Origin of the sequence: Oxalobacter vibrioformis, from assembly GCF_027118995.1 — a bacterium.
Classification (GTDB): Bacteria; Pseudomonadota; Gammaproteobacteria; order Burkholderiales; family Burkholderiaceae_D; genus Oxalobacter; species Oxalobacter vibrioformis.
On sequence record NZ_CP098242.1, the window covers coordinates 1,419,811 to 1,443,081 of the forward strand.

The 23,271-nt window shown below is 52.7% G+C and carries 26 protein-coding genes, 1 tRNA gene and 1 pseudogene; 11 read left to right on the top strand and 17 right to left on the bottom strand.

Going from position 1 to position 23,271, the window contains the following annotated elements:
* Position 1 precedes the first annotated feature (1 nt).
* Positions 2–832, top strand: coding sequence for a pyrroline-5-carboxylate reductase (proC, locus tag NB640_RS07010; protein WP_269308032.1), 831 nt, complete (start codon positions 2–4; stop codon positions 830–832).
* A 27-nt stretch (positions 833–859) separates the two neighbouring features.
* Here the strand turns inward: proC and NB640_RS07015 are convergent, their stop codons facing one another.
* From NB640_RS07015 to recG, 5 genes and pseudogenes are all read right to left on the bottom strand, one after another.
* Complete coding sequence (locus tag NB640_RS07015) at positions 860–1,195, bottom strand: hypothetical protein (protein WP_269308033.1); 336 nt, start codon at positions 1,193–1,195, stop codon at positions 860–862.
* A gap of 14 nt (positions 1,196–1,209) precedes the next feature.
* Complete coding sequence (locus NB640_RS07020; RefSeq protein WP_269308034.1) at positions 1,210–1,575, bottom strand: phage holin family protein; 366 nt, start codon at positions 1,573–1,575, stop codon at positions 1,210–1,212.
* A 17-nt stretch (positions 1,576–1,592) separates the two neighbouring features.
* A complete protein-coding gene (locus NB640_RS07025; RefSeq protein ID WP_269308035.1) occupies positions 1,593–1,901 on the bottom strand; it encodes a DUF883 family protein in 309 nt (102 codons plus the stop codon).
* Positions 1,902–2,006: 105 nt separating this feature from the next.
* Complete coding sequence (gene ubiA, locus NB640_RS07030) at positions 2,007–2,864, bottom strand: 4-hydroxybenzoate octaprenyltransferase (RefSeq protein WP_269308036.1); 858 nt, start codon at positions 2,862–2,864, stop codon at positions 2,007–2,009.
* An 8-nt stretch (positions 2,865–2,872) separates the two neighbouring features.
* Positions 2,873–4,923 (bottom strand): annotated as a pseudogene (gene recG, locus NB640_RS07035) (ATP-dependent DNA helicase RecG).
* A gap of 177 nt (positions 4,924–5,100) precedes the next feature.
* Here recG and malQ point away from each other — a divergent pair.
* The 3 genes from malQ to tgt are packed head-to-tail and all read left to right on the top strand — an operon-like array spanning position 5,101 to position 8,883.
* Positions 5,101–6,666 (top strand): 4-alpha-glucanotransferase, encoded by a 1,566-nt coding sequence (gene malQ / locus NB640_RS07040; RefSeq protein ID WP_269308037.1) that lies wholly within the window; start codon positions 5,101–5,103, stop codon positions 6,664–6,666.
* Between the two features lie 18 nt (positions 6,667–6,684).
* The gene (gene queA, locus NB640_RS07045; protein ID WP_269308038.1) at positions 6,685–7,701 is read left to right on the top strand and encodes a tRNA preQ1(34) S-adenosylmethionine ribosyltransferase-isomerase QueA; all 1,017 of its coding nucleotides are present in this window, start codon (positions 6,685–6,687) and stop codon (positions 7,699–7,701) included.
* Positions 7,702–7,755: 54 nt separating this feature from the next.
* Positions 7,756–8,883, top strand: coding sequence for a tRNA guanosine(34) transglycosylase Tgt (tgt, locus tag NB640_RS07050; RefSeq protein ID WP_269308039.1), 1,128 nt, complete (start codon positions 7,756–7,758; stop codon positions 8,881–8,883).
* Between the two features lies 1 nt (position 8,884).
* Here the strand turns inward: tgt and NB640_RS07055 are convergent, their stop codons facing one another.
* Positions 8,885–9,277: a DUF5071 domain-containing protein gene (locus NB640_RS07055; RefSeq protein WP_269308040.1), complete on the bottom strand. Its 393-nt coding sequence runs from the start codon at positions 9,275–9,277 to the stop codon at positions 8,885–8,887.
* A gap of 145 nt (positions 9,278–9,422) precedes the next feature.
* On the opposite strand from NB640_RS07055, the gene yajC reads away from it, so the two are divergent.
* The 6 genes from yajC (at position 9,423) to NB640_RS07085 (ending at position 15,877) form a co-directional block, all read left to right on the top strand.
* Positions 9,423–9,749, top strand: a complete 327-nt coding sequence (yajC, locus tag NB640_RS07060; protein WP_269308041.1) for a preprotein translocase subunit YajC — start codon at positions 9,423–9,425, stop codon at positions 9,747–9,749.
* Positions 9,750–9,810: 61 nt separating this feature from the next.
* Positions 9,811–11,664 (top strand): protein translocase subunit SecD, encoded by a 1,854-nt coding sequence (gene secD / locus NB640_RS07065; protein WP_269308042.1) that lies wholly within the window; start codon positions 9,811–9,813, stop codon positions 11,662–11,664.
* A gap of 51 nt (positions 11,665–11,715) precedes the next feature.
* Entirely contained in the window at positions 11,716–12,657 is a 942-nt protein-coding gene (gene secF / locus NB640_RS07070; protein ID WP_269308043.1) for a protein translocase subunit SecF, read from the top strand.
* Positions 12,658–12,719: 62 nt separating this feature from the next.
* Positions 12,720–13,973 (top strand): NADP-dependent isocitrate dehydrogenase, encoded by a 1,254-nt coding sequence (gene icd / locus NB640_RS07075; protein WP_269308044.1) that lies wholly within the window; start codon positions 12,720–12,722, stop codon positions 13,971–13,973.
* A 32-nt stretch (positions 13,974–14,005) separates the two neighbouring features.
* Entirely contained in the window at positions 14,006–14,776 is a 771-nt protein-coding gene (locus tag NB640_RS07080; RefSeq protein WP_269308045.1) for a fumarylacetoacetate hydrolase family protein, read from the top strand.
* A 156-nt stretch (positions 14,777–14,932) separates the two neighbouring features.
* Positions 14,933–15,877: an IS481 family transposase gene (locus NB640_RS07085; RefSeq protein WP_269308046.1), complete on the top strand. Its 945-nt coding sequence runs from the start codon at positions 14,933–14,935 to the stop codon at positions 15,875–15,877.
* 90 nt (positions 15,878–15,967) lie between these two features.
* Here the strand turns inward: NB640_RS07085 and NB640_RS13045 are convergent, their stop codons facing one another.
* The 5 genes from NB640_RS13045 to NB640_RS07105 all read right to left on the bottom strand — a co-directional run bounded on the left by NB640_RS13045 (position 15,968) and on the right by NB640_RS07105 (position 18,512).
* On the bottom strand, positions 15,968–16,219 hold the full coding sequence (locus tag NB640_RS13045; RefSeq protein WP_408637916.1) for an Arm DNA-binding domain-containing protein: 252 nt from the start codon (positions 16,217–16,219) through the stop codon (positions 15,968–15,970).
* A gap of 113 nt (positions 16,220–16,332) precedes the next feature.
* Positions 16,333–16,408, bottom strand: a tRNA-Thr gene (locus NB640_RS07090).
* Between the two features lie 25 nt (positions 16,409–16,433).
* Positions 16,434–16,829, bottom strand: coding sequence for a ClpXP protease specificity-enhancing factor (locus NB640_RS07095; protein WP_269308047.1), 396 nt, complete (start codon positions 16,827–16,829; stop codon positions 16,434–16,436).
* A gap of 25 nt (positions 16,830–16,854) precedes the next feature.
* Positions 16,855–17,466 carry a glutathione S-transferase N-terminal domain-containing protein gene (locus tag NB640_RS07100; RefSeq protein WP_269308048.1) on the bottom strand — a complete coding sequence of 204 codons (612 nt, stop codon included), beginning with the start codon at positions 17,464–17,466 and terminating at the stop codon, positions 16,855–16,857.
* A gap of 278 nt (positions 17,467–17,744) precedes the next feature.
* Positions 17,745–18,512, bottom strand: a complete 768-nt coding sequence (locus tag NB640_RS07105) for a Nif3-like dinuclear metal center hexameric protein (protein ID WP_269308049.1) — start codon at positions 18,510–18,512, stop codon at positions 17,745–17,747.
* A 25-nt stretch (positions 18,513–18,537) separates the two neighbouring features.
* On the opposite strand from NB640_RS07105, the gene NB640_RS07110 reads away from it, so the two are divergent.
* Positions 18,538–19,710 (top strand): Do family serine endopeptidase, encoded by a 1,173-nt coding sequence (locus NB640_RS07110; protein ID WP_269310420.1) that lies wholly within the window; start codon positions 18,538–18,540, stop codon positions 19,708–19,710.
* Positions 19,711–19,754: 44 nt separating this feature from the next.
* On the opposite strand, the gene NB640_RS07115 is transcribed toward NB640_RS07110, so the two are convergent.
* The 6 genes from NB640_RS07115 to hisH form a co-directional block, all read right to left on the bottom strand.
* Positions 19,755–20,126, bottom strand: coding sequence for a histidine triad nucleotide-binding protein (locus NB640_RS07115; protein WP_269308050.1), 372 nt, complete (start codon positions 20,124–20,126; stop codon positions 19,755–19,757).
* Between the two features lie 11 nt (positions 20,127–20,137).
* A complete protein-coding gene (locus NB640_RS07120; RefSeq protein ID WP_269308051.1) occupies positions 20,138–20,509 on the bottom strand; it encodes a phosphoribosyl-ATP diphosphatase in 372 nt (123 codons plus the stop codon).
* Positions 20,506–20,907, bottom strand: coding sequence for a phosphoribosyl-AMP cyclohydrolase (gene hisI, locus NB640_RS07125; protein WP_269308052.1), 402 nt, complete (start codon positions 20,905–20,907; stop codon positions 20,506–20,508). Before hisI ends, NB640_RS07120 begins: the two co-directional genes overlap by 4 nt.
* Entirely contained in the window at positions 20,904–21,665 is a 762-nt protein-coding gene (hisF, locus tag NB640_RS07130; protein ID WP_269308053.1) for an imidazole glycerol phosphate synthase subunit HisF, read from the bottom strand. The genes hisI and hisF overlap by 4 nt, the downstream gene beginning before the upstream one ends.
* Positions 21,666–21,816: 151 nt before the next feature.
* Positions 21,817–22,584, bottom strand: a complete 768-nt coding sequence (gene hisA, locus NB640_RS07135; protein WP_269308054.1) for a 1-(5-phosphoribosyl)-5-[(5-phosphoribosylamino)methylideneamino]imidazole-4-carboxamide isomerase — start codon at positions 22,582–22,584, stop codon at positions 21,817–21,819.
* Between the two features lie 41 nt (positions 22,585–22,625).
* Complete coding sequence (gene hisH / locus NB640_RS07140) at positions 22,626–23,264, bottom strand: imidazole glycerol phosphate synthase subunit HisH (protein ID WP_269308055.1); 639 nt, start codon at positions 23,262–23,264, stop codon at positions 22,626–22,628.
* Positions 23,265–23,271 lie beyond the last annotated feature (7 nt).

The following is a 23,271-nucleotide window of genomic DNA, read 5'->3' on the forward strand; positions in this document are numbered from 1 at the left end:
TATGAAAACCGTTTTAAAAGCAGGATTTATTGGTGGCGGCAACATGGCTTCCGCCCTGATTGGCGGCATGGCCGGAAAAGTCACTGCCGACTCACACATCCATGTCGTTGACCTGAATCCGGATGCCCTTGCCAGCCTGGCAAGCCGGTTTGGGGTAACCACATCATCTGCTATGGATACCCGTCTGACAGAATGCGATGTGCTGGTTCTCGCCGTCAAGCCGCAGCAGATACGTGAAGTGGTCACCAGCCTTCTTCCCCATATCCGCGAGCAACTTATCCTGTCTGTCGCCGCCGGTATCCGCACAACCGATCTTTCCCGCTGGATGCAGGGATATGGCCGGATTGTCCGCACCATGCCAAACACCCCATCACTCATCGGACAGGGCGTAACCGGGCTTTTCGCCATGGATGGCGTAACACCGGAACAGAAACAGACAGCACAGGCCATCATGCAGGCTGTCGGCATGACACTTTGGGTCGACAGCGAAAACCTGCTGGATACGGTCACTGCGATATCCGGCAGCGGACCGGCTTATGTTTTCTACTTTATTGAAGCCCTTCAGGAAGCCGGGAAAGCACTTGGCCTGAGTGAAAATCAGGCAGCGCAACTGGCTCTGGCCACCTTCCGTGGCGCCAGCGAACTGGCGGTTCAATCAACCGATCCGGTATCCGTCCTGCGGGAAAAAGTCACCTCGCCCGGGGGTACCACGTTTGCCGCACTGTCGGTGATGGCGGAAAGCGGTCTGAAAGATCGCATTATCGCGGCAGCAAAGGCAGCCGCGGCACGCAGCGTTGAACTCGGAGAAGAATTCGGCAAAAATGCCGACTGAACCCAGGGGCAGGACTCATTGCTGAGCCTATTGACTGAGGCGCCTTTTCTGGTAATGTTGCCAGAGTTTTCTGAGATAGGGCATCACAAAAGGAGAATACCGTGCCCAGGTCTTGAATGTCACAATACCTGCCGCAAGAAGAGAAAACAGACGGTTTTTGCGAAAAAACAGAAATACCAGCGTTGCCAGAAACCCCGACAGCAAAGGCTTCTGGCGGGCCTGGGACAGGATATTTTTGCCGGTTGAGAGCGCTCCCGGCTGCCAGGTATCCTGCAGTATTGCCGCCATCTGCTCACGCTGAATGGCGCTTTTGGTCACCAGTTCCTCTCGCCGCTTAGCCAGTGATTTAGGTCTTTCCGTCATTTTGCGTCCATTTTTTACTGCCCCGATTTAAGCCGTTCGATATCCTTGGCAATCTCGCTTCGGGTATACGCCAGCATGCGGGGTTTTTTACGGTAGCTGCTGCGGATACTGAGGGCTATCAGCACTGCAGCCCCGGCAAAAAACACGATTAATCCGCTGACCGCTAAAATCCGGTAGGATTCCCAGAAAAGCACAATAACAAGAAATATCCCCAGAAGGAATGTCATGATCACGCAAAACAGCGCCACCAGTGAAAGGATGAGGTAGGACAAGAGACGCTGGGCCTCTTCCTGCAACTCAACCGTAAAAAGTTCGACACGTGTGTTAAAGATGGCGAGCAGGGTGCTCGCCATTCTTGTCACATTTCTGATGATACCCATTCGCTAAAGCACCGGGATTATTTGCGTGCAATCAGCATGCCAAGCATGATGCCGATAACGGTAACCACACCAGCGGCCTGCCAGGGATGCGCTTTGGCATACTCGGCGGTGCATACTGCTGCGGTTTTCGCCTTGCTGATGACAATATCTTCCAGCTCGCGCATGGCAAATTTGGCATCCTCAAGCGTGGACTCCAGCTTTTCCTTGGCTTTCTGAAAGCTTTCGCTTCCCTGTTGTGCGCTGTTTTCCAGCATTTTTTCTGCGTCCTGGATAATTGATTTCAAATTACCCATCAGTTTGGCGCCTGCTTCATTTGTTGTATCCATGATTCAATGATCCTTTCATGTTTGTAAACTATTGAGTAACCGCTTTCATGCAAAGTTCATTTTGACCGTTTTTTGTCACCCCTGCATTACTTCATAGGATAAACCTTAATGCAAGGCATAGTCCAGCAGTATCCCGGCAAATAATGCGAGTCCGATCAGGTTATTGCAGCGAAACGCCAGCAGGCACTTCATCCTGTCCCGCGTTCTGATCAGCCGGTATTGAAAGACCATACAACAGGCTGCCGCCAGAAGTCCTGTGATAAAGCCGTAACCCAGCCCTGCATGAAGCCCGGAAAGGGAAAAGATAAACAGCATCAGCGCATAACTTACCATGACAGCCGATACGTCAAATTGACCAAACGTAATGGCCGATGTACGAATGCCGATTTTCACGTCATCATCCTTGTCCACCATGGCATACTCCGTATCATACGCCAGTGTCCAGAAAACATTGCCCAGCATGAAACACCAGGCGATCACCGGAACATGTCCCTGTATGGCAGCAAACGCCATGGGGTAGGCGAATCCGAAAGCGATCCCGAGATAAGCCTGTGGTATGGCAAAAAAACGCTTGAACCAGGGATAGGTTGCAGCAAGAAGCAAGCCGACAACCGCAAGCTGCCGTGTCAGGGCATTCAACTGAAGCACCATGAGAAACGAAATAAATGACAGGACAATTGCCACCATAATGGCTTCCCAGGGAGCAATCTTTCCGGCAGTGAGCGGCCGGTCTCTGGTCCGTTTGACATGTCGGTCAATATCCCGGTCGGCAAAATCATTGATCGCGCACCCGGCAGAGTGCATCAATACGGCACCAAGGGTAAAAACCAGAAATGGTGTCCAGCCTGGCCACCCGCCGGCAGCAATCCACAAGCCGATCAGCGACGGCCACATCAGCAGCATGTAGCCAATCGGTTTTTCAATGCGAATCAGGCGCAGATAAAGATGGATCCGTGACGTCACTCGCGCTCCTATACCTTCAGAAAATCCTCAAAACCGCCAAGCCAGCGTTTCAGATGCGATTCAACCACCATCTGAGCTTTTTCGCCGGGATCAGCCAGTAACGATTCGGCAATCTCCCGAGATGCCTCAATCAGGTCCGTATCGGTCTGCAGATCGGCAAAGCGCAGCATCGCCAGGCCGGATTGCCGGGCCCCAAGAAACTCTCCCGGCCCCCGAATATCCAGATCCCGTTTGGCAATGACAAAACCATCCGTTGTTTCACGCATGGTCATCAGGCGCTGTTTTGCCGTTTCACCCAGTGGGGCTTGATACAGCAACAGGCAGATACTTTCCGCATCACCCCGGCCAACCCGCCCACGCAACTGATGGAGCTGTGACAGGCCAAAACGCTCGGCATGCTCAATGATCATCAGGGAAGCATTCGGCACATCCACCCCGACCTCAATCACTGTCGTGGCAACCAGCAGATGAACCTCTCCCCGCACAAAAGCATCCATGACCGCCTGTTTTTCCCCCTGCTTCAAGCGGCCATGTACCAGACCGACCGTCAAATCCGGCAGCATTTCCTGTAAAAGCGTATGGGTTTCCACCGCTGTTTGCAGCTGAAGCGCCTCAGACTCCTCAATCAAAGGGCAGACCCAGTATACCTGGCGCCCGGAAAGCGCCGCAGCATGTATCCGCTCGATCACCTCATCACGTCTTGAGCGATCAATCAGGCGCGTAACAACCGATGTGCGGCCAGGCGGCAACTCATTAATCACGGAGACATCCAGATCCGCGTAATAGGTCATGGCAAGCGTGCGGGGAATCGGCGTGGCACTCATCATCAACTGGTGCGGCATAAGCCCCGCCTTTTTGTTTCCCTTGTTGCGCAGCATCAGGCGCTGGCTCACACCAAAACGGTGCTGCTCATCCACGATGGCCAGGCCCAGCCGGTCAAAATGCACATCCTCCTGGATCAGGGCATGTGTTCCGATAACCAGGCGCGCCTCGCCGGACATGATCCGGGAAACCGCCCCCTCTCTTTCCTTTTTTTCATGCTGCCGGTGAGCCAGGCCACATCCACCCCCAGCGGTGTCATCCACTGGGCCACCCGCTGAAAATGCTGCTCCGCAAGAATCTCCGTTGGTGCCATCATGGCAACCTGATAACCGCTATCGATCGCCTGCGCTGCCGCCATTGCCGCCACAACGGTTTTCCCGCTTCCCACATCGCCCTGCAATAAACGCTGCATGGGATAAGGCAATTGCATGCTTTCGGTGATTTCGTCCAGTACCCGATACTGTTCGCCGGTCAATGAAAAGGGTAAAACATCAAGGAGTGCGCGACTTGTTGCACCGGTAGCGGAAAGCTGCGGCGCCGTTTGCTCCCGGCGGCGAGTATGCGCCCGCTTCATGGAAAGCTGCTGTGCCAGAAGTTCATCAAATTTCATACGGCGCCATGCCGGATGTGTCCGTTCGAAAAGCGCATTTTCATCCACATCGGGTGGCGGATTATGCAGCAGTTGAACGGCATTACCAAAAGCCGGTAAATTCAGGCGTTGCAGGATTTCCGGCGGCAGCGTGTCTGCCCGGTCCGCCCGCGCCATCGCAGCGGTGATTTCCTTACGCAGTACCTGCTGTGAAATTCCTTCCGTTGAGGGGTAAACCGGCGTTAAGGCATCAGGAAGCGGTGTGTTTTCAGACACGACCCGATACACCGGGTGCACCATTTCTGCACCGAAAAAACCCTGGCGCAGCTCCCCCCGTGCCCGCACCCGCACACCCACCGCGAGCTGCTTTAGCTGGCTGGCATAAAAATGGAGAAACCGCAAAAAAAGCTCGCCTGTTTCGTCAGCAATGCAAACGACGAGCTGCCGGCGGGGACGGTATTGCACCTCAGAGAGGGTAACAAGCCCCTCAACCTGAACCGGGCCCGTCATCAGTTGCGCCTCGCGAACCGGCGTAACCCGCGTTTCATCCTCATACCGCATGGGCAGGTGCAGCACAAAATCCCTATCCGAACGCAATCCCAGGCGTTCAAGCCGGCTGGTCCTGGTATTCGGTTTTTTGGATGACATGCGGTCTTTCAATAAATTCAATGCAAAGTGAAATGATAACGTGAGCGGCAAAAGAGGGATAGGATATCCCCTTATCAGCCAAATACAGGTACATTAATAAAATACGGCATTTCAGGAACGGGCTTCTTTTGCATTCGCACAAGAAAACGCTATCCCCCTGGATCATACGGAGACCCCATGAAACTGACCAGACGCAGCGGTATTTTGCTTCACCCGACCTCTTTGCCCGGGCCTTTCGGCTCCGGCGACCTGGGAAAATCCGCCTGTCACTTTATTGACTGGCTGAAAGCCGCACAACAGACATTATGGCAAGTGCTGCCGCTTGTCGATGTCGGTGTCGGCAATTCGCCCTACATGAGCCCTTCCGCTTTTGCGGGCAGCGTGCTTCTGATTGATCTGGAACAGCTCATGGAAGCCGGCTGGCTGACGCAATCCGAGCTGGCGTTTGATACGGCATTTGATGACCACCGGGTGGACTATCCGGTCGTCACCCGTTTTCGCATGTCTCGCCTGCGCATTGCCGCAAGCCGCTTTTTCGCCGCACAGAAAGCGGCTGCCCATGCCGCTTTTGATGCTTTTTGCAAAAGCGAGGCGCGCTGGCTGGATGATTATGCGCTTTTCCGCACGCTGGATACCCAATACACCGGCACACAGGAAGGGTGGCAAAACTGGCCGCAACAACTGGCCATGCGTGATCCCGGCGCGCTTCAGGAAGCGGAAAAAACCTATGCGGATGATATCAATTTCTGGAAATTCTGCCAGTGGTGTTTCCATGAACAATGGACCCGACTGAAAGTCTATGCCAACCAAAACGGCATTGAAGTGATTGGCGATGTGCCGATCTTCGTCTCCTTAAACAGTGCCGATGTCTGGTCACGGCCCGGACTCTTTATGCTGGATACCCATGGCCGTCCGACCGTCGTGGCAGGCGTTCCGCCTGACAAATTCAGTGGTACCGGGCAGCGCTGGGGCAACCCGCTCTATAACTGGGATGCGCTTGCCGCAGATGATTACCACTGGTGGGTTGACCGCATAGCCCATACGATGAAGCTGTATGACCTGGTTCGGGTGGATCATTTCCGCGGGTTTGAAGCCTATTGGGAAATCCCTGCCGATGCACCGACTGCCGTTACCGGAAAATGGAAAAAAGGGCCCGGCGCAGCCTTTTTCCATGCCATAAAAAAAGCGCTTGGCTCACTCAATTTCATTGCAGAAGACCTCGGTGTTATTACCTCAGACGTCATTGCCCTGCGCAAGGCATTTGACCTTCCCGGCATGCGTATCCTGCAGTTTGCCTTTGACCATAACCCGGACAACCTGTACCTGCCACATAATTACGAGCCGGACGCGGTTATCTATACCGGCACCCACGACAACAACACCACGCGCGGCTGGTGGCAGGCGGCCTGTGAAGATGAGCGGGATTATGCCAGGCGTTACCTCAGCATCAGCGGGGAGTGGATTCACTGGGATCTGATTCGCACGGCGCTGTCTTCCATCGCCCGCTATGCCATTGCCCCCATGCAGGATATACTCGGGCTGGACGCTGCGCACCGCATGAATGAGCCGGGATTGCCGACCGGTTCGTGGGAGTGGCGCTTTACCTGGGACCAGGTTGAAAGCTGGTATGCCACCTACCTGGCTGAAATGACCCGCCTGTATGGTCGTGCGCATGCAGAAAGCCAGTTGGATCTGGAATTGCCCGCGCCAAAAAATACCGGTGCCGTGCTGACGCCATCCTAAAAGCCGCAGAATATCGCAATGTATACGCTTTCTGATTTTGATTTTGACCTGCCCGCCAACCTGATTGCCCAGATACCGTTATCCGGAAGAAGCGAATCACGCCTTCTGGATGTTGGCGCCTCCCTGGCCGATCGCCGGTTTTCCGATCTTTCCCGCCTGGTTTCACCGGGGGATTTGCTGGTTTTTAACGATACCCGCGTGATAAAGGCGCGCCTTTTCGGCACAAAACAAACCGGCGGGCAACTCGAGGTATTGATCGAACGGATTGTTGACGGACAGCATGCCATTGCCAAAATCCGCGCCTCCAAATCGCCCAAAGCCGGCAGCAGCATCCGGCTTGCTGATGCATTTGATGTTCTGGTGGGGGAAAGGCAGGGTGAATTTTTCACCCTCTCTTTTCCGGATGACATTATCGGCCTTCTGGAGCAATACGGTCACATGCCGTTGCCACCCTATATTGCGCGTAATGCAGATAAATTTGACGATACGCGCTACCAGACCGTTTACGCGAAAGTACCCGGCGCCGTTGCCGCACCCACCGCCGGGCTGCATTTTGACCAGCCATTGATTGACCGCCTGCGGGATAACGGCGTGAAAGCCGCTCACGTCACCCTTCACGTCGGCGCAGGGACTTTTCAGCCCGTACGCACAGAAAACCTTTCGGATCACCAGATGCACGCCGAGCGATATACCATACCGGAGGAAACCGTAACATCCGTACAGAAAACCCGTGCAGCAGGCGGCAACATTATTGCCGTTGGCACAACCAGCCTGCGGGCGCTGGAAGCCGCGTCCCAAAATGGACAACTCACCGCCGGAAATGGCGATACCCGTCTTTTTATTACTCCGGGCTACCGTTTCAGGACGGTTGACCGGCTCATCACGAATTTTCACCTCCCAAAATCCACCCTGCTCATGCTGGTTTCTGCATTTGCCGGATATGACAGGATACGTGAAGCCTATGCGCACGCCATTGCCCAACAATACCGCTTCTTCAGTTATGGCGATGCCATGCTGTTAAACTGCGCAATGTGATGCTTTCTGGCAAAATACCGCCTTTGACTGTTTTCCCGATACCCGGACCGATCCATGCTTGAATTTGAATTACTGAAAACCAGCGGCAATGCCCGGCGCGGACGGCTTACTGTCAATCACGGCACGATTGAGACGCCTATCTTCATGCCGGTAGGTACCTATGGTTCAGTCAAGGCCATGTCACCGCTTGAACTTCATGAAATCAAGGCACAGATCATCCTGGGAAACACCTTTCACCTCTGGCTGCGTCCCGGCACCGAAGTCATTGAAAAATTCGGCGGACTGCACCGCTTCATGGGCTGGGATGGCCCGATTCTGACAGATTCCGGCGGCTTTCAGGTGTTTTCACTCGGCGCCATGCGCAAAATCAGCGAGGAAGGTGTCCGCTTCGCCTCCCCGGTCAATGGCAGCAGGCTTTTTTTGTCGCCCGAAATCTCCATGCAGATTCAGCATGCATTAAATGCGGATATTGTCATGCAGTTTGATGAATGTACGCCTTACCTGATAAACGAACGCCCGGCAACGCGGGATGAAGCGGCCACCTCCATGCAGCTGTCGCTGAGATGGGGCAAACGCTCAAAAACCGAATTTGATGCCCACGCCAATCCCAATGCCCTTTTTGGCATCGTACAGGGCGGCATGTTTACCGATCTGCGTGAGGAATCCCTGGCCGCATTGAATACCATGGGATTTCACGGTATGGCAATCGGCGGCCTGTCTGTTGGTGAACCCAAAGAGGAAATGCTTCAGATCCTTTCCCACATCGGCCCGCGCCTTCCCGAAGACAAGCCGCATTATCTGATGGGGGTTGGCACACCGGAAGACCTGGTGGCCGGCGTTGCCAATGGTATTGATATGTTTGACTGCGTCATGCCGACACGAAATGCCCGAAACGGCTGGCTCTTTACTCGTTTTGGTGACATCAAGATCAGAAATGCCCGTTACAAAGACGACGGGCAGCCGCTGGATGAGACCTGCCAGTGTTATGCCTGCCGGCATTTTTCCCGCGCCTACATTCACCATCTGAACAGGACAGGCGAAATTCTCGGCGCGCGGCTGTCCACGATTCACAACCTGCATTACTACCTCGAACTCATGCACGATATGCGCACCGCTATCGAAAATGACCGCTTTGACGGTTTCATGCGCGAATTCCGGTCCGGGCGGGAACGGGGCATCTGAGTTACGCCTGACCGGCCAGCCATTGCCGTATTTCCCGGGCTTTTTCCGTTACCCCCTCTTCCCGCTCATCCCCCTGCGGTATTTCTGCCATTTTGGCAAGCAAATCCTCAAGGCACTGAGCCGTTTCAGGCGGACAGTTTTGTATCAGGCAAAGCAGGTTATATTTCCAGATACTGTCACAAGACAGCAAGGCGACTCTCAGGTAAGGCACAAGAATCCCGTGAAACCGCGGCAAAACCGGAAACAGCGCACGCGCAACGGGCCAGTTCATATCCATCAGCCACTCAAGAAGACCCGCCATAATCCCTGCCGCCGCCTCAACCTCCAGTGTACTGAGCGCGGGAAGACCAGAGACATCCCCTTTGTTTTTTGGAACCAGTTCGTTGATATCCATCTTCTTTTTCCCGCCAGTGTCCCAGTTTTAACCACAGGGCACCTGATTTTACACAATAACGCCATCAAAATAGGGGAAAAATGGATGCAAACGCGTCCACGAATGCTAGAATTTCATGTTTACCAAACAATAATCCGGAGTTGAGATGTTCATTTCCAATGCTTATGCGCAAGCTGCCTCGTCCACATTCAGCATGGACAACATTGGCGGCTTTTTGCCGATTGTCCTGATGTTTGTCGTGCTGTACTTTCTGATGATCCGTCCCCAGCAGAAAAAGCAGAAAGAACAGCGAGAGATGGTGCAGGCCCTCTCTGAGGGCGATGAAATTGTGACCTCCGGCGGACTGATGGGTACAGTATCCCAGGTCGCCGAAAACCATATTGCCATGAAGATGGCAAGCGGTGCGGAAGTTTATGTGCAAAAAACCGCCGTTGTAGCCCAGTTGCCAAAAGGAACGCTTGAAGCGCTTTGACTGAGTACCCCGCCTGGCCACATGTGTTAGCCCTGCACCTGATTATAAAAGCTGAATCACCATGAACCGCTACCCTCTTTGGAAATATCTCATTATTGTTGTCGCTGTATTATTCGGCGCCATCTATACCATTCCCAACTTCTTTGGTGAATCACCGGCTGTGCAGATCAGCAGCCTCAAATCCACCATCAAGGTTGACACCGGCCTCATGCAGCAGGTTGAGCGTATTTTAAAAAACGATGACATCATCACCGACGGCATCTACTATGAAACCAGTGGCGTTCACCAGACGATCCGGGCGCGTTTTACCGATACGGAAACCCAGTTCAAGGCCAAGGAAATCCTGGAACGCCGGCTGAATCCCGACCCGGCTGACCCCACCTTCAGTATCGCCTTCAACCTGATTTCAAATACACCGCAATGGCTCCAAAGCATCAAGGCACTTCCCATGTACCTGGGGCTTGATCTCAGGGGGGGTGTTCACTTCCTCATGAAAGTGGACATCAAGGCGGCCATCAATTCCCGCATGCAGGGTATCCAGTCAGCATTGAGAGCCCAGTTGCGGGAAAAAGGCATTCGTTACTCCAACATGACACGGACAGATAACCGGGTTGAAATGCAGTTTGCCGATTCAGAAAGCCGAAACCGGGCAAAAGACGTGATTTCCAGGCAACTGCAGGAAGTCATGTCAGAAGATCTGGCAGATAACCGCCTGGCGCTCTCCCTGCGTCCGGATATGCTGAAAGAAACGCAGGAAAACAGCCTCAAGCAGAATATCGCCACCCTTTCCAAACGCGTCAACGAGTTAGGCGTCAATGAACCGGTTATCCAGCGCCAGGGTGCCGACCGTATCGTGGTACAGCTACCGGGTGTACAGGATGTCTCCCGGGCCAAGGATATTATCGGCAGAACGGCTACACTGGAAGTGCGCATGGTGGATGAGTCCGTTGTTCGTGGAACCGAGATGACGGTTGCCGTGCCCTTTGGCTCGGAACTCTATACCGTGGGCAATGGCACCCCCACCATTTTGTACAAGGACCCTGTCATTACCGGCGAATACATCGCCAACGCCGCACCGACCTTTGACCAGTACCAGAATGCTGCTGTCGCTATTGACCTCAATGGCGACGGCGGACGCAAGATGCGCCTGGCAACCCGTGGCAAGGTCGGCAAGCTGATGGCCATCGTGCTCTTTGAAAAGGGCAAAGGGGAAGTGCTCACGGTTGCGACTATTCGCGATGAGCTGGGCTCGAAATTCCAGATCACCGGCATGGAAAGCTCACAGGCAGCAACCGATCTGGCACTGCTTTTACGGGCAGGCTCGCTGGCCGCGCCGATGGAAATCATCGAAGAGCGCACCATCGGGCCACAACTGGGTGCTGAAAACATTTCAATGGGCTTCAAGTCAACCCTGTACGGTTTCCTGACGGTAGCCGCTTTCATGATCGTTTACTACACGCTGTTTGGGTTTTTCAGCGTGTTGTCCATGACCGTCAACGTCCTGATGCTGGTGGCCGTGCTGTCACTGATGCAAATCACGCTGACGTTGCCGGGTATTGCCGCGCTGGCGCTGACACTGGGTATGGCAATCGACTCAAACGTCCTGATCAATGAACGGATACGGGAGGAACTGCGGGCCGGTCTGTCGCCACAAATGGCGATTGCCAAAGGCTTTTCCCATGCCTGGGCCACGATCCTGGATTCAAACGTCACCTCACTGATTGCCGGCCTGGCGCTTCTGATGCTGGGCTCCGGCCCGATCAGGGGATTTGCCGTTGTTCACGTGCTGGGTATTGTGACATCGATCTTCTCATCCGTATTTGTGATGCGCGGACTGGTCAACCTGTGGTACGGACACCGCAAGCGGATCGATTCGCTTGCGATCGGCCAGGTATGGAAGCCGGATGAAAACTGATCATTGATCGTGCCTGATTTTTTTGTTACTGACTAGATTACGGAATCCACCATGGAATTTTTCCGAATAAAAAAAGATATTCCTTTCATGCGCCATGCGCTGATTTTCAATATCGTTTCTTTTGCGACATTTATCGCCGCCGTTTTCTTTCTTTGCTACAAGGGACTCCATCTGTCCAATGAATTCACCGGCGGTACGGCAATCGAGGTGAGCTATGCACAGGCGGCTGATCTGCAGGACATTCGTAAAACGGTGGCAGGGCTCGACATTGGTGACGACTTTCAGGTCCAGAACTTTGGCCGGGCACAGGATGTCATCATCAATCTGCCATTGAAAAAAGACATTACTTCAGCCGAACTGAGCGAAAAACTTTTTTCCGCACTCAAGGAAAAAAATCCGGCCGTCGAACTCAAACGGGTTGAGTTTGTCGGCCCCCAGATTGGTGATGAACTCACCCATGATGGCCTGATGGCACTGGGACTTGTGGTCTTTGGCATCATTATTTATCTTGGTTTCCGCTTTGAATGGAAATATGGTGTTGCCGCTGTACTGGCCAACCTGCATGACGTCATTATCATTCTGGGTTTCTTTGCCTTCTTCCAGTGGGAGTTTTCGCTTTCCGTTTTAGCCGCCGTCCTGGCGGTACTGGGGTATTCGGTTAACGAATCCGTCATTATCTTTGACCGCGTACGCGAAAACTTCCGGACCATGCGTGGTGCAAGCGTGACTGAAGTGATCAACAATGCGATCACCCGGACCATTTCCCGCACGATGATCACCCATGGCAGTACGGAAGCCATGGTGCTTGCCATGCTGTTTTTTGGCGGCCCGACCCTGCACAACTTCGCCATCGCGCTGACCATTGGTATTGTGTTCAGTATCTACTCTTCCGTTTTCGTTGCCGCCGCCATTGCGATGCGTCTGGGCATTAAACGGGAGGATCTGATCAAACCGGTCAAGGAAAAAAGCAACAATGATGGTGCCGTCGTCTGAGAAAGACGGCACCCGTCGGGATTTCCCCCTGTAATTAACACTCGTTTTATTCGGAGACAGCCATGTATCAGCATATTCAGGTTCCGGCAAAAGGTGAAAAAATCACGGTGAATGCCGATTTTTCACTCAATGTGCCTGATAACCCGATCATTCCCTTTATTGAAGGCGACGGCATCGGCATCGATGTCACCCCCGTAATGCGCAAAGTGATTGATGCGGCCATTGCCAAAGCCTATGGCGGCAAGCGCAAAATTGAATGGATGGAAGTCTATGCCGGTGAAAAGTCCCTCAAGGTATATGGTGACAATGTCTGGCTGTCTGATGAAACCATGCAGGCGCTGAAAGAATACGTCATTTCCATCAAGGGACCGCTGACCACGCCCATCGGCGGCGGCATACGCTCACTGAACGTCACCATGCGCCAGCAGCTTGATCTTTATGTCTGCCTGCGCCCGGTTCGTTATTTTGATGGCGTTCCCTCTCCCTTGCGTGAGCCGGAAAAAACCAACATGGTGATTTTCCGCGAAAATACGGAAGACATTTATGCCGGCATTGAATGGCCGGAAGGCTCTGCAGAAGCCAACAAGGTCATCGACTTCCTCGTTAAGGAAATGGGTGTCAGCCAGATTCGTTTCCCCTCCACTTCGGGGATCGGTATCAAGCCGGTGTCCAAGGAAGGAACGGAACGGCTGGTCCGAAAAGCCATCCAGTACGCCGTCGACAATGATCTGCCCTCTGTCACCCTTGTGCACAAGGGCAATATCATGAAATTTACAGAAGGCAGTTTCCGTGACTGGGGCTACGCACTGGCTCAAAAAGAATTTGGCGCCAAAGTGATTGGCAAAGGCCCGTGGAGTTCCGTTAAAAACCCGAAGACCGGTAAAGAGATCGTTATCAAGGATGTGCTTGCCGATGCCTTCCTGCAGGAAATCCTGTTGCGCCCGGATGAATTCAGCGTACTGGCAACGCTCAACCTGAATGGCGACTATATCTCGGACGCTCTGGCTGCGCAGGTTGGCGGTATCGGCATTGCGCCTGGCGCCAATATTTCCGACACGGTTGCCATCTTTGAGGCAACGCACGGCACCGCCCCTTCGCTTGCCGGGCAAAACAATGTCAACCCCGGCTCACTGATCCTGTCGGCAGAAATGATGCTGCGCCATATGGGCTGGGAAGAAGCCGCTGACATTGTGATCGATGCCATGCAGAAAGCTATCACATCAAAGCATGTGACCAGTGACTTTGCCCGCCTGATGAATGACGCCGATGAAGTTTCCACTTCCGAATTTGGCGACATCATGATCGCAAATATGTAATCCAGCAAAAACACTCAACCAAGGAGATAAAAATGAAATCATGGGTACGTTATGAACAGGGATCGGAAATCGGCTTTGGCCTGATGGATGGCGATGATATTGCCGTGTATACCGGTAATATGTTTGATAACCCGACGGCGGCGGGCAAAACCGTCAAACGCGCGGACGTCAAACTGCTGACTCCTTGTGTTCCCACCAAAATGATCCTGTTGTGGAACAATTTCAATGCCCTGGCAGCACGGCTGGGCGTACCCACTCCCACAGAACCGCTTTATCTCCTGAAGCCGGGCACCGCATTCATTGCGGATGGTGAAGCTGTCAAAAAACCGAAATCCTACGACGGCAAAGTGGTCTATGAGGGCGAGTTGGCAATTGTGATCGGCAAGCGCTGCAAGGAAGTCTCCGAAGACCAGGCAAAAGACTATATCTTTGGCTATACCTGCAGCAATGATGTGACCGCTGGTGAAATCATCCAGAAAGACCCGACCTTTGCACAATGGACGCGTGCAAAAGGTTTTGATACTTTCGGCTCATTCGGTCCGGGCATCGTCACCGACGTAGACCCGTCCAAACTTGTCATCAAAACCATCCTGAACGGCGATGAGCGTCAGAATTACCCTATCAGTGATATGGTCTTTTCCCCGCAGAAGCTGGTCAGCATGATTTCACATGACATGACACTGGAGCCGGGCGACATTATTTCCTGTGGCACCTCTGTCGGCGTTGGTTCCATGCGCCCCGGCAGCACCGTGGAAGTCATCATTGACGGCATAGGGCACCTGGTAAACCGCTACGAAGAATAAGCCACAGCCCCACTCCACTAAAAACCCGGTTCTTATAACCGGGTTTTTTATATGACGAAAAAACAGCGCTAGGTGTAAAGTCTCAATAGGTTGTTCACCTTTCGAATCCCCGTTAAGCTGGAGTTACGACACTCAGCAAACAGGAAAGGAAGAAAGGTGAACATCCATAAGAATGCCAAACTTACACCCAAAGGTCGAGAAGAAATGGTCAAACGGATGCAGACCCAACCGGCATCCATTGTGGCAGCCGGATTTGGCGTCAGCGTCAGAACCGCCAGGAAATGGTACCAGCGCTACAGGCAGGGAGGCCTGTCCGCCCTGAAAGACGCCTCATCCCGTCCTTTACGCTGTCGTAGCAAGCTTCGGTTACAGGACATTCAGCGGATTCTCGCCTTGCGTCAAAAGCGTCTGACAGGAGATATGATTTCACACCGCCTCGGTCTATGCAGAAGCAGCGTATTTCGAGTCCTGAAGCGTCAGGGCTTGTCGCGGCTTCATGCATTAACCCCCAAAGAGCCGGTTGTCCGTTATCAGTGGGACAGGCCCGGCCAGATGCTTCATATCGACATCAAGAAGCTGGGCAGGATTGATGGCGTTGGACACCGCATCCTGGGCAGGCAGGCTGCCAAGCCGCGCCATGCAGGTTGGGAGTATCTGCATGTTTGTGTGGACAATGCCTCGCGCATGGCTTTTACAGCCATCTTGCCCAATGAGAAAAAGGAATCTGCTGTTTTATTCTTACGTCAGGCCATCGCTTATTACCAGCGTCCTGGCATCCGGGTAGAGCGGGTTCTGACTGACAATGGTGCCTGCTATCAATCTTTTGCCTGGCGTGATGCCTGCGCTGAACTTGGTATCAAGCACAGGCGAACCAGACCTTATAGGCCGCAGACCAATGGAAAGGCAGAGCGCTTTATCCGCACTGCCATGAATGAATGGGCGTATGCCAGGGTGTATACTCATTCTCATGAGAGAACGGCTGCCCTGGCTTTGTGGATCAACTGGTATAACAGCATCCGATCTCTCTCAGCTCTCGGAAGAATCTCTCCAGCTAAATGGCTATCCGTAAATGGGAATAACGTATTGGAACTTAACAGCTAGCCAGTGACACAGAAGCCTATCTTTCGCAGACGCTGATCGGAACGCACTGGGTCAATCTTGCCAAGGTCTATGCCTACCGGGGAAAGCCGTTCATGATGTCAAACGCTGTGGACATGCTGGACAAATTCTTTGATATCTGCCAAAGCCCAGCTGTTTTCTTTTCCCGTTGACATATGTGACAGAGCGCCAGTATTTTTTCCCATCCTTCTGCACAAGGAGAAATAATCCATCGCCATCGAAATGATGTCCGGGTTGTGCCGCATCACAGAATTTTGTATTTAGCTTGTTTGTTGCCATTGATTGAGTATGGGCAAAGTTGGTGTACACAAAAAATATACACATTCGTGTACATAAAATCAATGGAAGTTGGAGGATGTTGGTGGATAAGAAAACCCGCTAAAGCTTAGTGTTTTAGCGGGTTTCTGGATGCTCTCGGATTTCTCCGAACTGTGTTTTGGTGCCAGCTGCAGGACTCGAACCCGCCACCCCATGATTACAAATCATGTGCTCTACCTGATGAGCTAAGCTGGCATTTTTTAAAGAAGCGTATTTTACCTTATTTCACCCGTTTTAAAATCGGCGGCCCGTCTTTTTTTGGCGGTTTGGGATCATTGTCAGACGGTGGATCAGCATCCGGTGGCGTTCGTTTGACATCAAAAGCCATACCGTGGCCGTTTTCCTTGGCATAGATTGCCATGACATTGATCACGGGGATGTAAATATCCTGGGAAACACCGCCAAAGCGCGCCTTGAAGCGGATGGATTCGTTATCGATCACCAGCCCGCTGGTTGCATCGTAGCTGATGTTGAGAACGATCTGGCCTTCACGGACAAACTGCAGGGGCAGTCTGGTATGTGAATCGACATCCACTGCGATATAGGGTGTAAAGCCGTTATCCACGCACCATTCATGAATGGCGCGTACCAGATAGGGCTTGGTGGCGTTTTCCATGGTGTTTCCTGTTTCCCTGATTGAATCAGCGGCGCATGACTTTTTCCGGCGGTGTCAGTGCCTCGATATAAGCAGGACGCGAGAAAATGCGCTCGGCATATTTCATGAGCGGCGCGGCAGTCTTGGAGAGTTCGATACCGTAGTAGTCAAGGCGCCAGAGAAGTGGAGCGATAGCAACATCCAGCATCGAGAAATCATCTCCAAGCATGAATTTGTTTTTCTGGAAAAGGGGCGACAGCGCGGTCAGGTAGTCCCGAATCTGGGCGCGGGCTTTTTCATGGTTGATATGAGCCATTTCAGATTTGTCGTTTTCCAGGGTATCAACATGAACAAACAGCTCTTTTTCACAGGTAAAGAGCATCAGCCGGGCACGGGCACGCATCAGAGGGTCAGCCGGCATAAGCTGGGGATGCGGGAAACGCTCATCAATATATTCATTGATGATATTGGATTCATAGAGGATCAGCTCCCTTTCAACCAGAATAGGTACCTGCCCATACGGGTTCATTGCCGAGATTTCTTCGGGTTTGTTGAACAGGTCAACATCGCGAATTTCAAAATCCATGCCTTTTTCAAAGAGAACCAGGCGACAGCGCTGAGAGAAGGGGCAGGTAGTACCTGAATAAAGAACCATCATGATTTTTGTTCCTTTATGCCAGAGAAAACGAAGTTAAAGCCGCTGTCTCGAGAACAGCGGCCTGTTTCATGGTTATACAGGGGATTTGCCGGATACAGGTTGAAGATGAGCACATGAAAAAAGTTCACCGATTAAAAAGTCCGGATTTCTTTGCAACTGTCCGTAACATATATCCAGTTTAGGGAAACTAAGCCCAGTTTAACGTCAACTTTATATTATAAAGAATTGTGATCCTTTTTTAAAGAGGGGCAGATCGGGCAGCTAGTGAAAGGCGCACGTTATGCCGGGTTGTCAATTTCAATGAACTGGTGGCGGATGCCAAACTGACGGGCAAGCAGTTCGCCGAGCGCTTCAATACCATAACGTTCGGTGGCATGGTGCCCGCAGGCCAGGTAGGCAATACCGTATTCACGGGCTTCATGCACGGTTCGTTCTGAAATCTCCCCGCTCAGGTAAACACCAGCGCCAGCTGATGCGGCTTCAGCGAGCATGCCCTGTGCCGCGCCGGTGCACCAGCCGACCATATCAACGGGTTGTTCGGGATCACCGATCAAAAGCGGTTTTCTTCCCAGGCGATTTTCAATCAGGGTTGCGAGCTTGCCTGTTGTGCTGATGGCCGGATTTTCAGTAATACCAAGCCAGCCGATATCATTTTCCCCGAAGCGTCCTCTTGAAAGAAAGCCGAGTTTTTTTGCCAGCATCGCATTGTTGCCGATGTCTTCGTGCATATCGAGGGGAAGATGGTAGGCATAAAGATTGATATCATGTGCTAAAAGCCGCTTGATTCGGGCATGCTTGGGGCCGGTAAGACAAGGGTCTTCGTCTCGCCAGAAGTAGCCATGATGAACGAAAAGCGCGTCAGCCCCGGCGTCAATGGCTGCCTCAACCATGGCGAGACTGGCGGTGACGCCGGTTACAATGGCGCTAATGTGAATTTGCCCTTCCACTTGTAAACCATTTGGACAATAATCACGAATATGAGAAATATTTAGTTTCTGGGCCAGAAATCTGGTAATTTCATCCCTATGCGCAGTTTTTTGATCCATTTTTGAATTTTCCGATATGTCCAATATAAAACGGCTGTGGTTGTTGTTTGCTCAAATTGTAACAGCGGGCCTGGCAATCTGGTTCCTGGTTGCGACACTGAAATCGGAATGGACATCTGAGGGGAGCGCCCAGAGAAAACCGTTGACTTCAACGGTGACCGTACAGGAAGCCTCGCCAAATGCAACGCCTGCGCAGGCGTCTTATCGTGAGGCGGTGACGCGCGCCATGCCTGCTGTCGTGAACATCTATACCATGAAAGAGGTTCGCCAGCCACAAAGCCCGCTTCTGGATGATCCTTTTTTACGGCGTTTTTTCGGTGAGCGCTTTGACAATGCGGAAAAACAGACCAATCTCGGTTCCGGCGTGGTGATCAGCCCGGAAGGCTACATTGTGACCAACAACCATGTGGTGGAGACGGCAGACCAGATTGAAGTGGCATTTGAGGATGGCAGAAAAGCATCGGCCAAGCTGGTGGGAACGGACCCTGAAACGGATCTGGCCGTCATCAAGGTGGAGTTGCCGAATCTGCCCACCATGACACTGGGCCATATCGAGGAAGCCAGGGTGGGGGATGTGGTGCTGGCAATCGGCAACCCTTTCGGTGTCGGGCAAACGGTGACGATGGGTATTGTATCCGCCCTGGGCAGAAGCCAACTCGGTATCAATATCTATGAAAATTTTATCCAGACAGATGCCGCGATCAATCCGGGTAATTCGGGCGGTGCACTGATTGATGCCAATGGCAACCTTCTGGGGATCAATTCAGCCATTTATTCACGTACCGGCGGATCACTGGGCATCGGCTTTGCCATTCCGGTATCAACGGTGAAGACGGTGATGGAATCCATCATCAGCAAGGGGCAGGTGGTACGGGGCTGGATCGGGGTGGAGCCCCGGGATATCACGCCAGAGCTGGCTGAAAATCTCCAGTTGAGCCAGAAAAGCGGCGTGATTATTGCGGCAATTCTCAAAAATGGTCCGGCGGACAAAGCCGGTATGAAGCCCGGAGATATCCTGCTGGCTGTTGGCGACAAGCCAATCGCAAACATGACAGAAATGTTCAACATGATTGCGCTGTTGGAGCCGGGCAGCAAGGTTGGTTTGACGGTATCGCGAAACGGCAAGGATGTGCCGCTGGAAGTGACCGTTGGCAAGCGGCCCTCAAGAAAGCGTCTGGAAGAACAATCAGGCGGATAACGTTGCCGCTATCCGCCTGATTTCTGGTCGGTTCAAAGACCGGATTATTTATTGTCTTTCCACGGACGCGGCCCACCGATCATGTGGACATGCAGGTGGTATACCTCCTGCCTGCCGTCCGGTCCGGCATTGATGATGACACGGTAGCCCCCGGTGCGGGTCTCGGGCGTACTGCCGACTACCCCTATTTTCTGCATATCCGCGATTCGCGGAACCACGGCCATCATTTCTCCCAGGATGGCGGTATGGCCTTCGTGGCAATCAGAGAGTGTCGGGATATGCTGCTTTGGCACGATCAGAAAATGAACCGGAGCGGCCGGATTGATATCCTTGAAAACCAGGATTCTGTCATTTTCATAAATAATATCTGCTGGCAGCCGTCTCTCAATGATTTTGCAGAAAGGACAATTCTCCATCAGTTTCTCCTTCAGTTTTTTTGGTTTTCGTCCGCTTCCCGCAGGATATCCTTGCGAGCGGCTTTTTCTTCGATGCCTGAAATTCCCTCACGCCGTGCAAGCTCATCCATGACATCATCGGGTGTCAGGCCAAATTGCGCCAGCAGAACCAGCGAGTGAAACCACAGGTCGGCACATTCGGAAACGATTTTTGCTGCATCACCGCCATTTCGCGCATCCTTGGCAGCCATGACGGTTTCGGTTGCTTCTTCCCCGATTTTTTTCAGAATGGCATCGTCACCCTTGGTCAACAGGCGGGCAACATACGATTTTTCCGGGTCGCCGCCATTGGCCGGTTTTCTCGATTCAATGATGGCAGAGAGTCTTTGCAACGTATTGTTCATTGGTATATTTGTTTCGGATCTTTCAATACAGGGTCGACAGCGACCCACCGGCCTGTCGAAACGTCACCCTGGAACTGCTGGTAAAAGCAGGATTGACGACCGGTGTGGCAGGCAATACCGCCAGCCTGCTCTACCAGCAACAGCAGGACATCTTCATCGCAGTCGATACGCATGTCGATCACCTTTTGCGTATGTCCTGATTCCTCGCCCTTATGCCACAGCTTTTTTCTTGAACGGCTCCAGTATACCGCTTTACCTGTCTGGACCGTTTGTATCAGGGCATCATGGTTCATCCAGGCAAACATGAGGATGGTACCGGTTGCCGCTTCCTGTGCAATGACAGGAACCAGCCCGTCGTCATCCCAGTGGATTGTTTCCAGCCAGCCTTTTCCCGTCATGACAGCCTGACCTCGATTCCCCGTTCAGCCATGAAGCGCTTGGCTTCCTGTACGGTGAATTCACCATAGTGAAAGATGCTGGCAGCCAGCACGGCATTGGCGTGTCCTTCGAGGATGCCATCGGCCAGATGCTGCAGATTGCCGACACCGCCTGAGGCAATCAGCGGAATATTGACAGCATCCGACACAGCGCGCGTCAGCGGAATATCAAAACCGCTTTTTGTGCCGTCACGGTCCATGCTGGTCAGAAGAATTTCGCCTGCGCCAAGGGCTTCCATTTTTTTTGCCCAATCAATAGTATCCAGGCCGGTCGGGGTGCGTCCGCCATGCGTGAAAACTTCCCAGCGATCCGGCCCCACCTGTTTGGCATCAATGGCCACCACGATACATTGTGATCCATAACGGCTGGCGGCATCGGCTACCAGTTCCGGATTGGTGACAGCGGAGGAGTTGATGCTGACTTTGTCCGCACCTGCATTGAGAAGACGGCGGACATCATCCACTGTCCGGACACCGCCACCGACAGTCAGCGGGATAAAGATCTGGGCGGAAACGGCTTCGATAATATCCAGGATAAGGTCACGTTGATCACTGGTTGCCGTGATATCGAGGAAGGTCAATTCATCAGCGCCTTGTTCGTTGTAGCGGCGCGCAATTTCAACCGGATCTCCCGCATCACGCAGATCAACAAAGTTGACGCCTTTTACAACCCTGCCTGCCGTGACATCCAGGCAGGGAATAATTCTTTTTGCCAGCATGGGGTATTTCCTGTCTTAAAAATAAATGCAGCGTATACCTTACGACAATGCCGTACGGTATACATTGCTTTAGGGGCAGGCCAATTAATAAAGACTGCCCCTGGTGATTGTATATGAAAAGCCCCAGGTTTACCGCGAACGGGCGGCAGGCTTATTCATCGGACAATTCGTCAGCGCGTGCCTGTGCCTGTTCCAGGTCAAGTGTGCCCTCATAGATGGAACGGCCGCAGATGACGGCTTCAATGCCTTCATGCTGCACTTCGCAAAGTGCTTCCACATCCCGGATGTCGTGGACGCCGCCTGAAGCAATAATCGGTATACGGACGGCACGGGCCAGATTGACCGTGGCATCGATATTCACACCGGACATCATGCCGTCGCGCCCGATATCGGTATAGATGATGGATTCGACGCCGTAGCCTTCGTATTTCTGTGCCAGCTCAATGACGTTGTGCCGTGAGAGCTTGCTCCAGCCATCGGTTGCCACTTTTCCGTCCCGTGCATCCAGTCCGACAATGATATGGCCGGCAAAGGCGCCACAGGCATCCTGCAGAAAGCCGGGATTTTTCACGGCAGCCGTTCCGACAATGACATAGCTCAGCCCATGGTCCAAAAAGCGTTCAATCGTATCAAGATCACGGATGCCGCCACCAAGCTGTACAGGGATCTCTTCGAGATCATTGTCATCCGCATAATCCTGTACGACACGGATAATGTTTTTAACAGCAGATTCATTGACCGGTTTTCCGGCAAAGGCACCATTTAAGTCAACCAGATGCAAACGCCGGGCGCCTTGTTCAAGCCAGTGCAAGGCCATTTCGGCAGGATCATCGGAAAAAACGGTGGCCTGGTTCATATCGCCTTGTTTGAGGCGAACACAGCGACCATCTTTCAGGTCGATAGCAGGTATGAGCAGCATGATGAAAGATCAGAAAAAAATGATAAAAAATTATTTTTTACTCAAGGATTCCAGTTTATGAAATTTTTATACAGTTGTAACCCTGCTTCAGCACTTTTTTCAGGATGAAACTGGGTTGCAAACAGATTTTCATGAGTTACGGCACAGCAGAAAGTCAGTCCGTACTCCGTCTGACCGGTGATATGTGCCGTATTTTCCGGTATGGCATAAAAGCTGTGCACAAAATAAAAATGGCTGTTGTCCGGTATATCTTTCCATAACGGATGCGATGTGGTTTGTTGTACCCGGTTCCATCCCATTTGCGGTACCTTGTACCGTGTGCCGTCAGGCTGCAACTGGTCTTCCAGGCGAAAACGGATCACTTTTCCGGGCAGCAGGCCCAGCCCGGGGGTATTTCCTTCTTCACTCCAGTCAAACATCATCTGTTCGCCAATGCAGACGCCGAAAATGGGTTTTGAGCGGGCAGCCTCGATCATGGCGTCCTGCAGGCCGGATTCACGCAGGGAGCGCATGCAGTCCGGCATGGCGCCCTGGCCGGGTAAAACGATGCGTTCCGCTTCGCGGATGTCGGCAATTTCGCCGGAAATTCTTACGTCCGCTTCGGGGGCGACAGCGCGCAGTGCCTGTGCCACGGAGCGCAGATTGCCCATGCCATAGTCAACAACAACAATTTTTCTCATAGGGGTG

Coding starts and splice junctions, on each gene's coding strand:
- proC (WP_269308032.1), top strand. CDS start 2: ATGAAAACCGTTTTAAAAGCAGGATTTATTGGTGGCGGCAACATGGCT.
- NB640_RS07015 (WP_269308033.1), bottom strand. CDS start 1,195: ATGACGGAAAGACCTAAATCACTGGCTAAGCGGCGAGAGGAACTGGTG.
- NB640_RS07020 (WP_269308034.1), bottom strand. CDS start 1,575: ATGGGTATCATCAGAAATGTGACAAGAATGGCGAGCACCCTGCTCGCC.
- NB640_RS07025 (WP_269308035.1), bottom strand. CDS start 1,901: ATGGATACAACAAATGAAGCAGGCGCCAAACTGATGGGTAATTTGAAA.
- malQ (WP_269308037.1), top strand. CDS start 5,101: ATGAAACTGACCAGACGCAGCGGTATTTTGCTTCACCCGACCTCTTTG.
- queA (WP_269308038.1), top strand. CDS start 6,685: ATGTATACGCTTTCTGATTTTGATTTTGACCTGCCCGCCAACCTGATT.
- tgt (WP_269308039.1), top strand. CDS start 7,756: ATGCTTGAATTTGAATTACTGAAAACCAGCGGCAATGCCCGGCGCGGA.
- NB640_RS07055 (WP_269308040.1), bottom strand. CDS start 9,277: ATGGATATCAACGAACTGGTTCCAAAAAACAAAGGGGATGTCTCTGGT.
- yajC (WP_269308041.1), top strand. CDS start 9,423: ATGTTCATTTCCAATGCTTATGCGCAAGCTGCCTCGTCCACATTCAGC.
- secD (WP_269308042.1), top strand. CDS start 9,811: ATGAACCGCTACCCTCTTTGGAAATATCTCATTATTGTTGTCGCTGTA.
- secF (WP_269308043.1), top strand. CDS start 11,716: ATGGAATTTTTCCGAATAAAAAAAGATATTCCTTTCATGCGCCATGCG.
- icd (WP_269308044.1), top strand. CDS start 12,720: ATGTATCAGCATATTCAGGTTCCGGCAAAAGGTGAAAAAATCACGGTG.
- NB640_RS07080 (WP_269308045.1), top strand. CDS start 14,006: ATGAAATCATGGGTACGTTATGAACAGGGATCGGAAATCGGCTTTGGC.
- NB640_RS13045 (WP_408637916.1), bottom strand. CDS start 16,219: ATGTGTATATTTTTTGTGTACACCAACTTTGCCCATACTCAATCAATG.
- NB640_RS07095 (WP_269308047.1), bottom strand. CDS start 16,829: ATGGAAAACGCCACCAAGCCCTATCTGGTACGCGCCATTCATGAATGG.
- NB640_RS07100 (WP_269308048.1), bottom strand. CDS start 17,466: ATGATGGTTCTTTATTCAGGTACTACCTGCCCCTTCTCTCAGCGCTGT.
- NB640_RS07105 (WP_269308049.1), bottom strand. CDS start 18,512: ATGGATCAAAAAACTGCGCATAGGGATGAAATTACCAGATTTCTGGCC.
- NB640_RS07115 (WP_269308050.1), bottom strand. CDS start 20,126: ATGGAGAATTGTCCTTTCTGCAAAATCATTGAGAGACGGCTGCCAGCA.
- NB640_RS07120 (WP_269308051.1), bottom strand. CDS start 20,509: ATGAACAATACGTTGCAAAGACTCTCTGCCATCATTGAATCGAGAAAA.
- hisI (WP_269308052.1), bottom strand. CDS start 20,907: ATGACGGGAAAAGGCTGGCTGGAAACAATCCACTGGGATGACGACGGG.
- hisF (WP_269308053.1), bottom strand. CDS start 21,665: ATGCTGGCAAAAAGAATTATTCCCTGCCTGGATGTCACGGCAGGCAGG.
- hisA (WP_269308054.1), bottom strand. CDS start 22,584: ATGCTGCTCATACCTGCTATCGACCTGAAAGATGGTCGCTGTGTTCGC.
- hisH (WP_269308055.1), bottom strand. CDS start 23,264: ATGAGAAAAATTGTTGTTGTTGACTATGGCATGGGCAATCTGCGCTCC.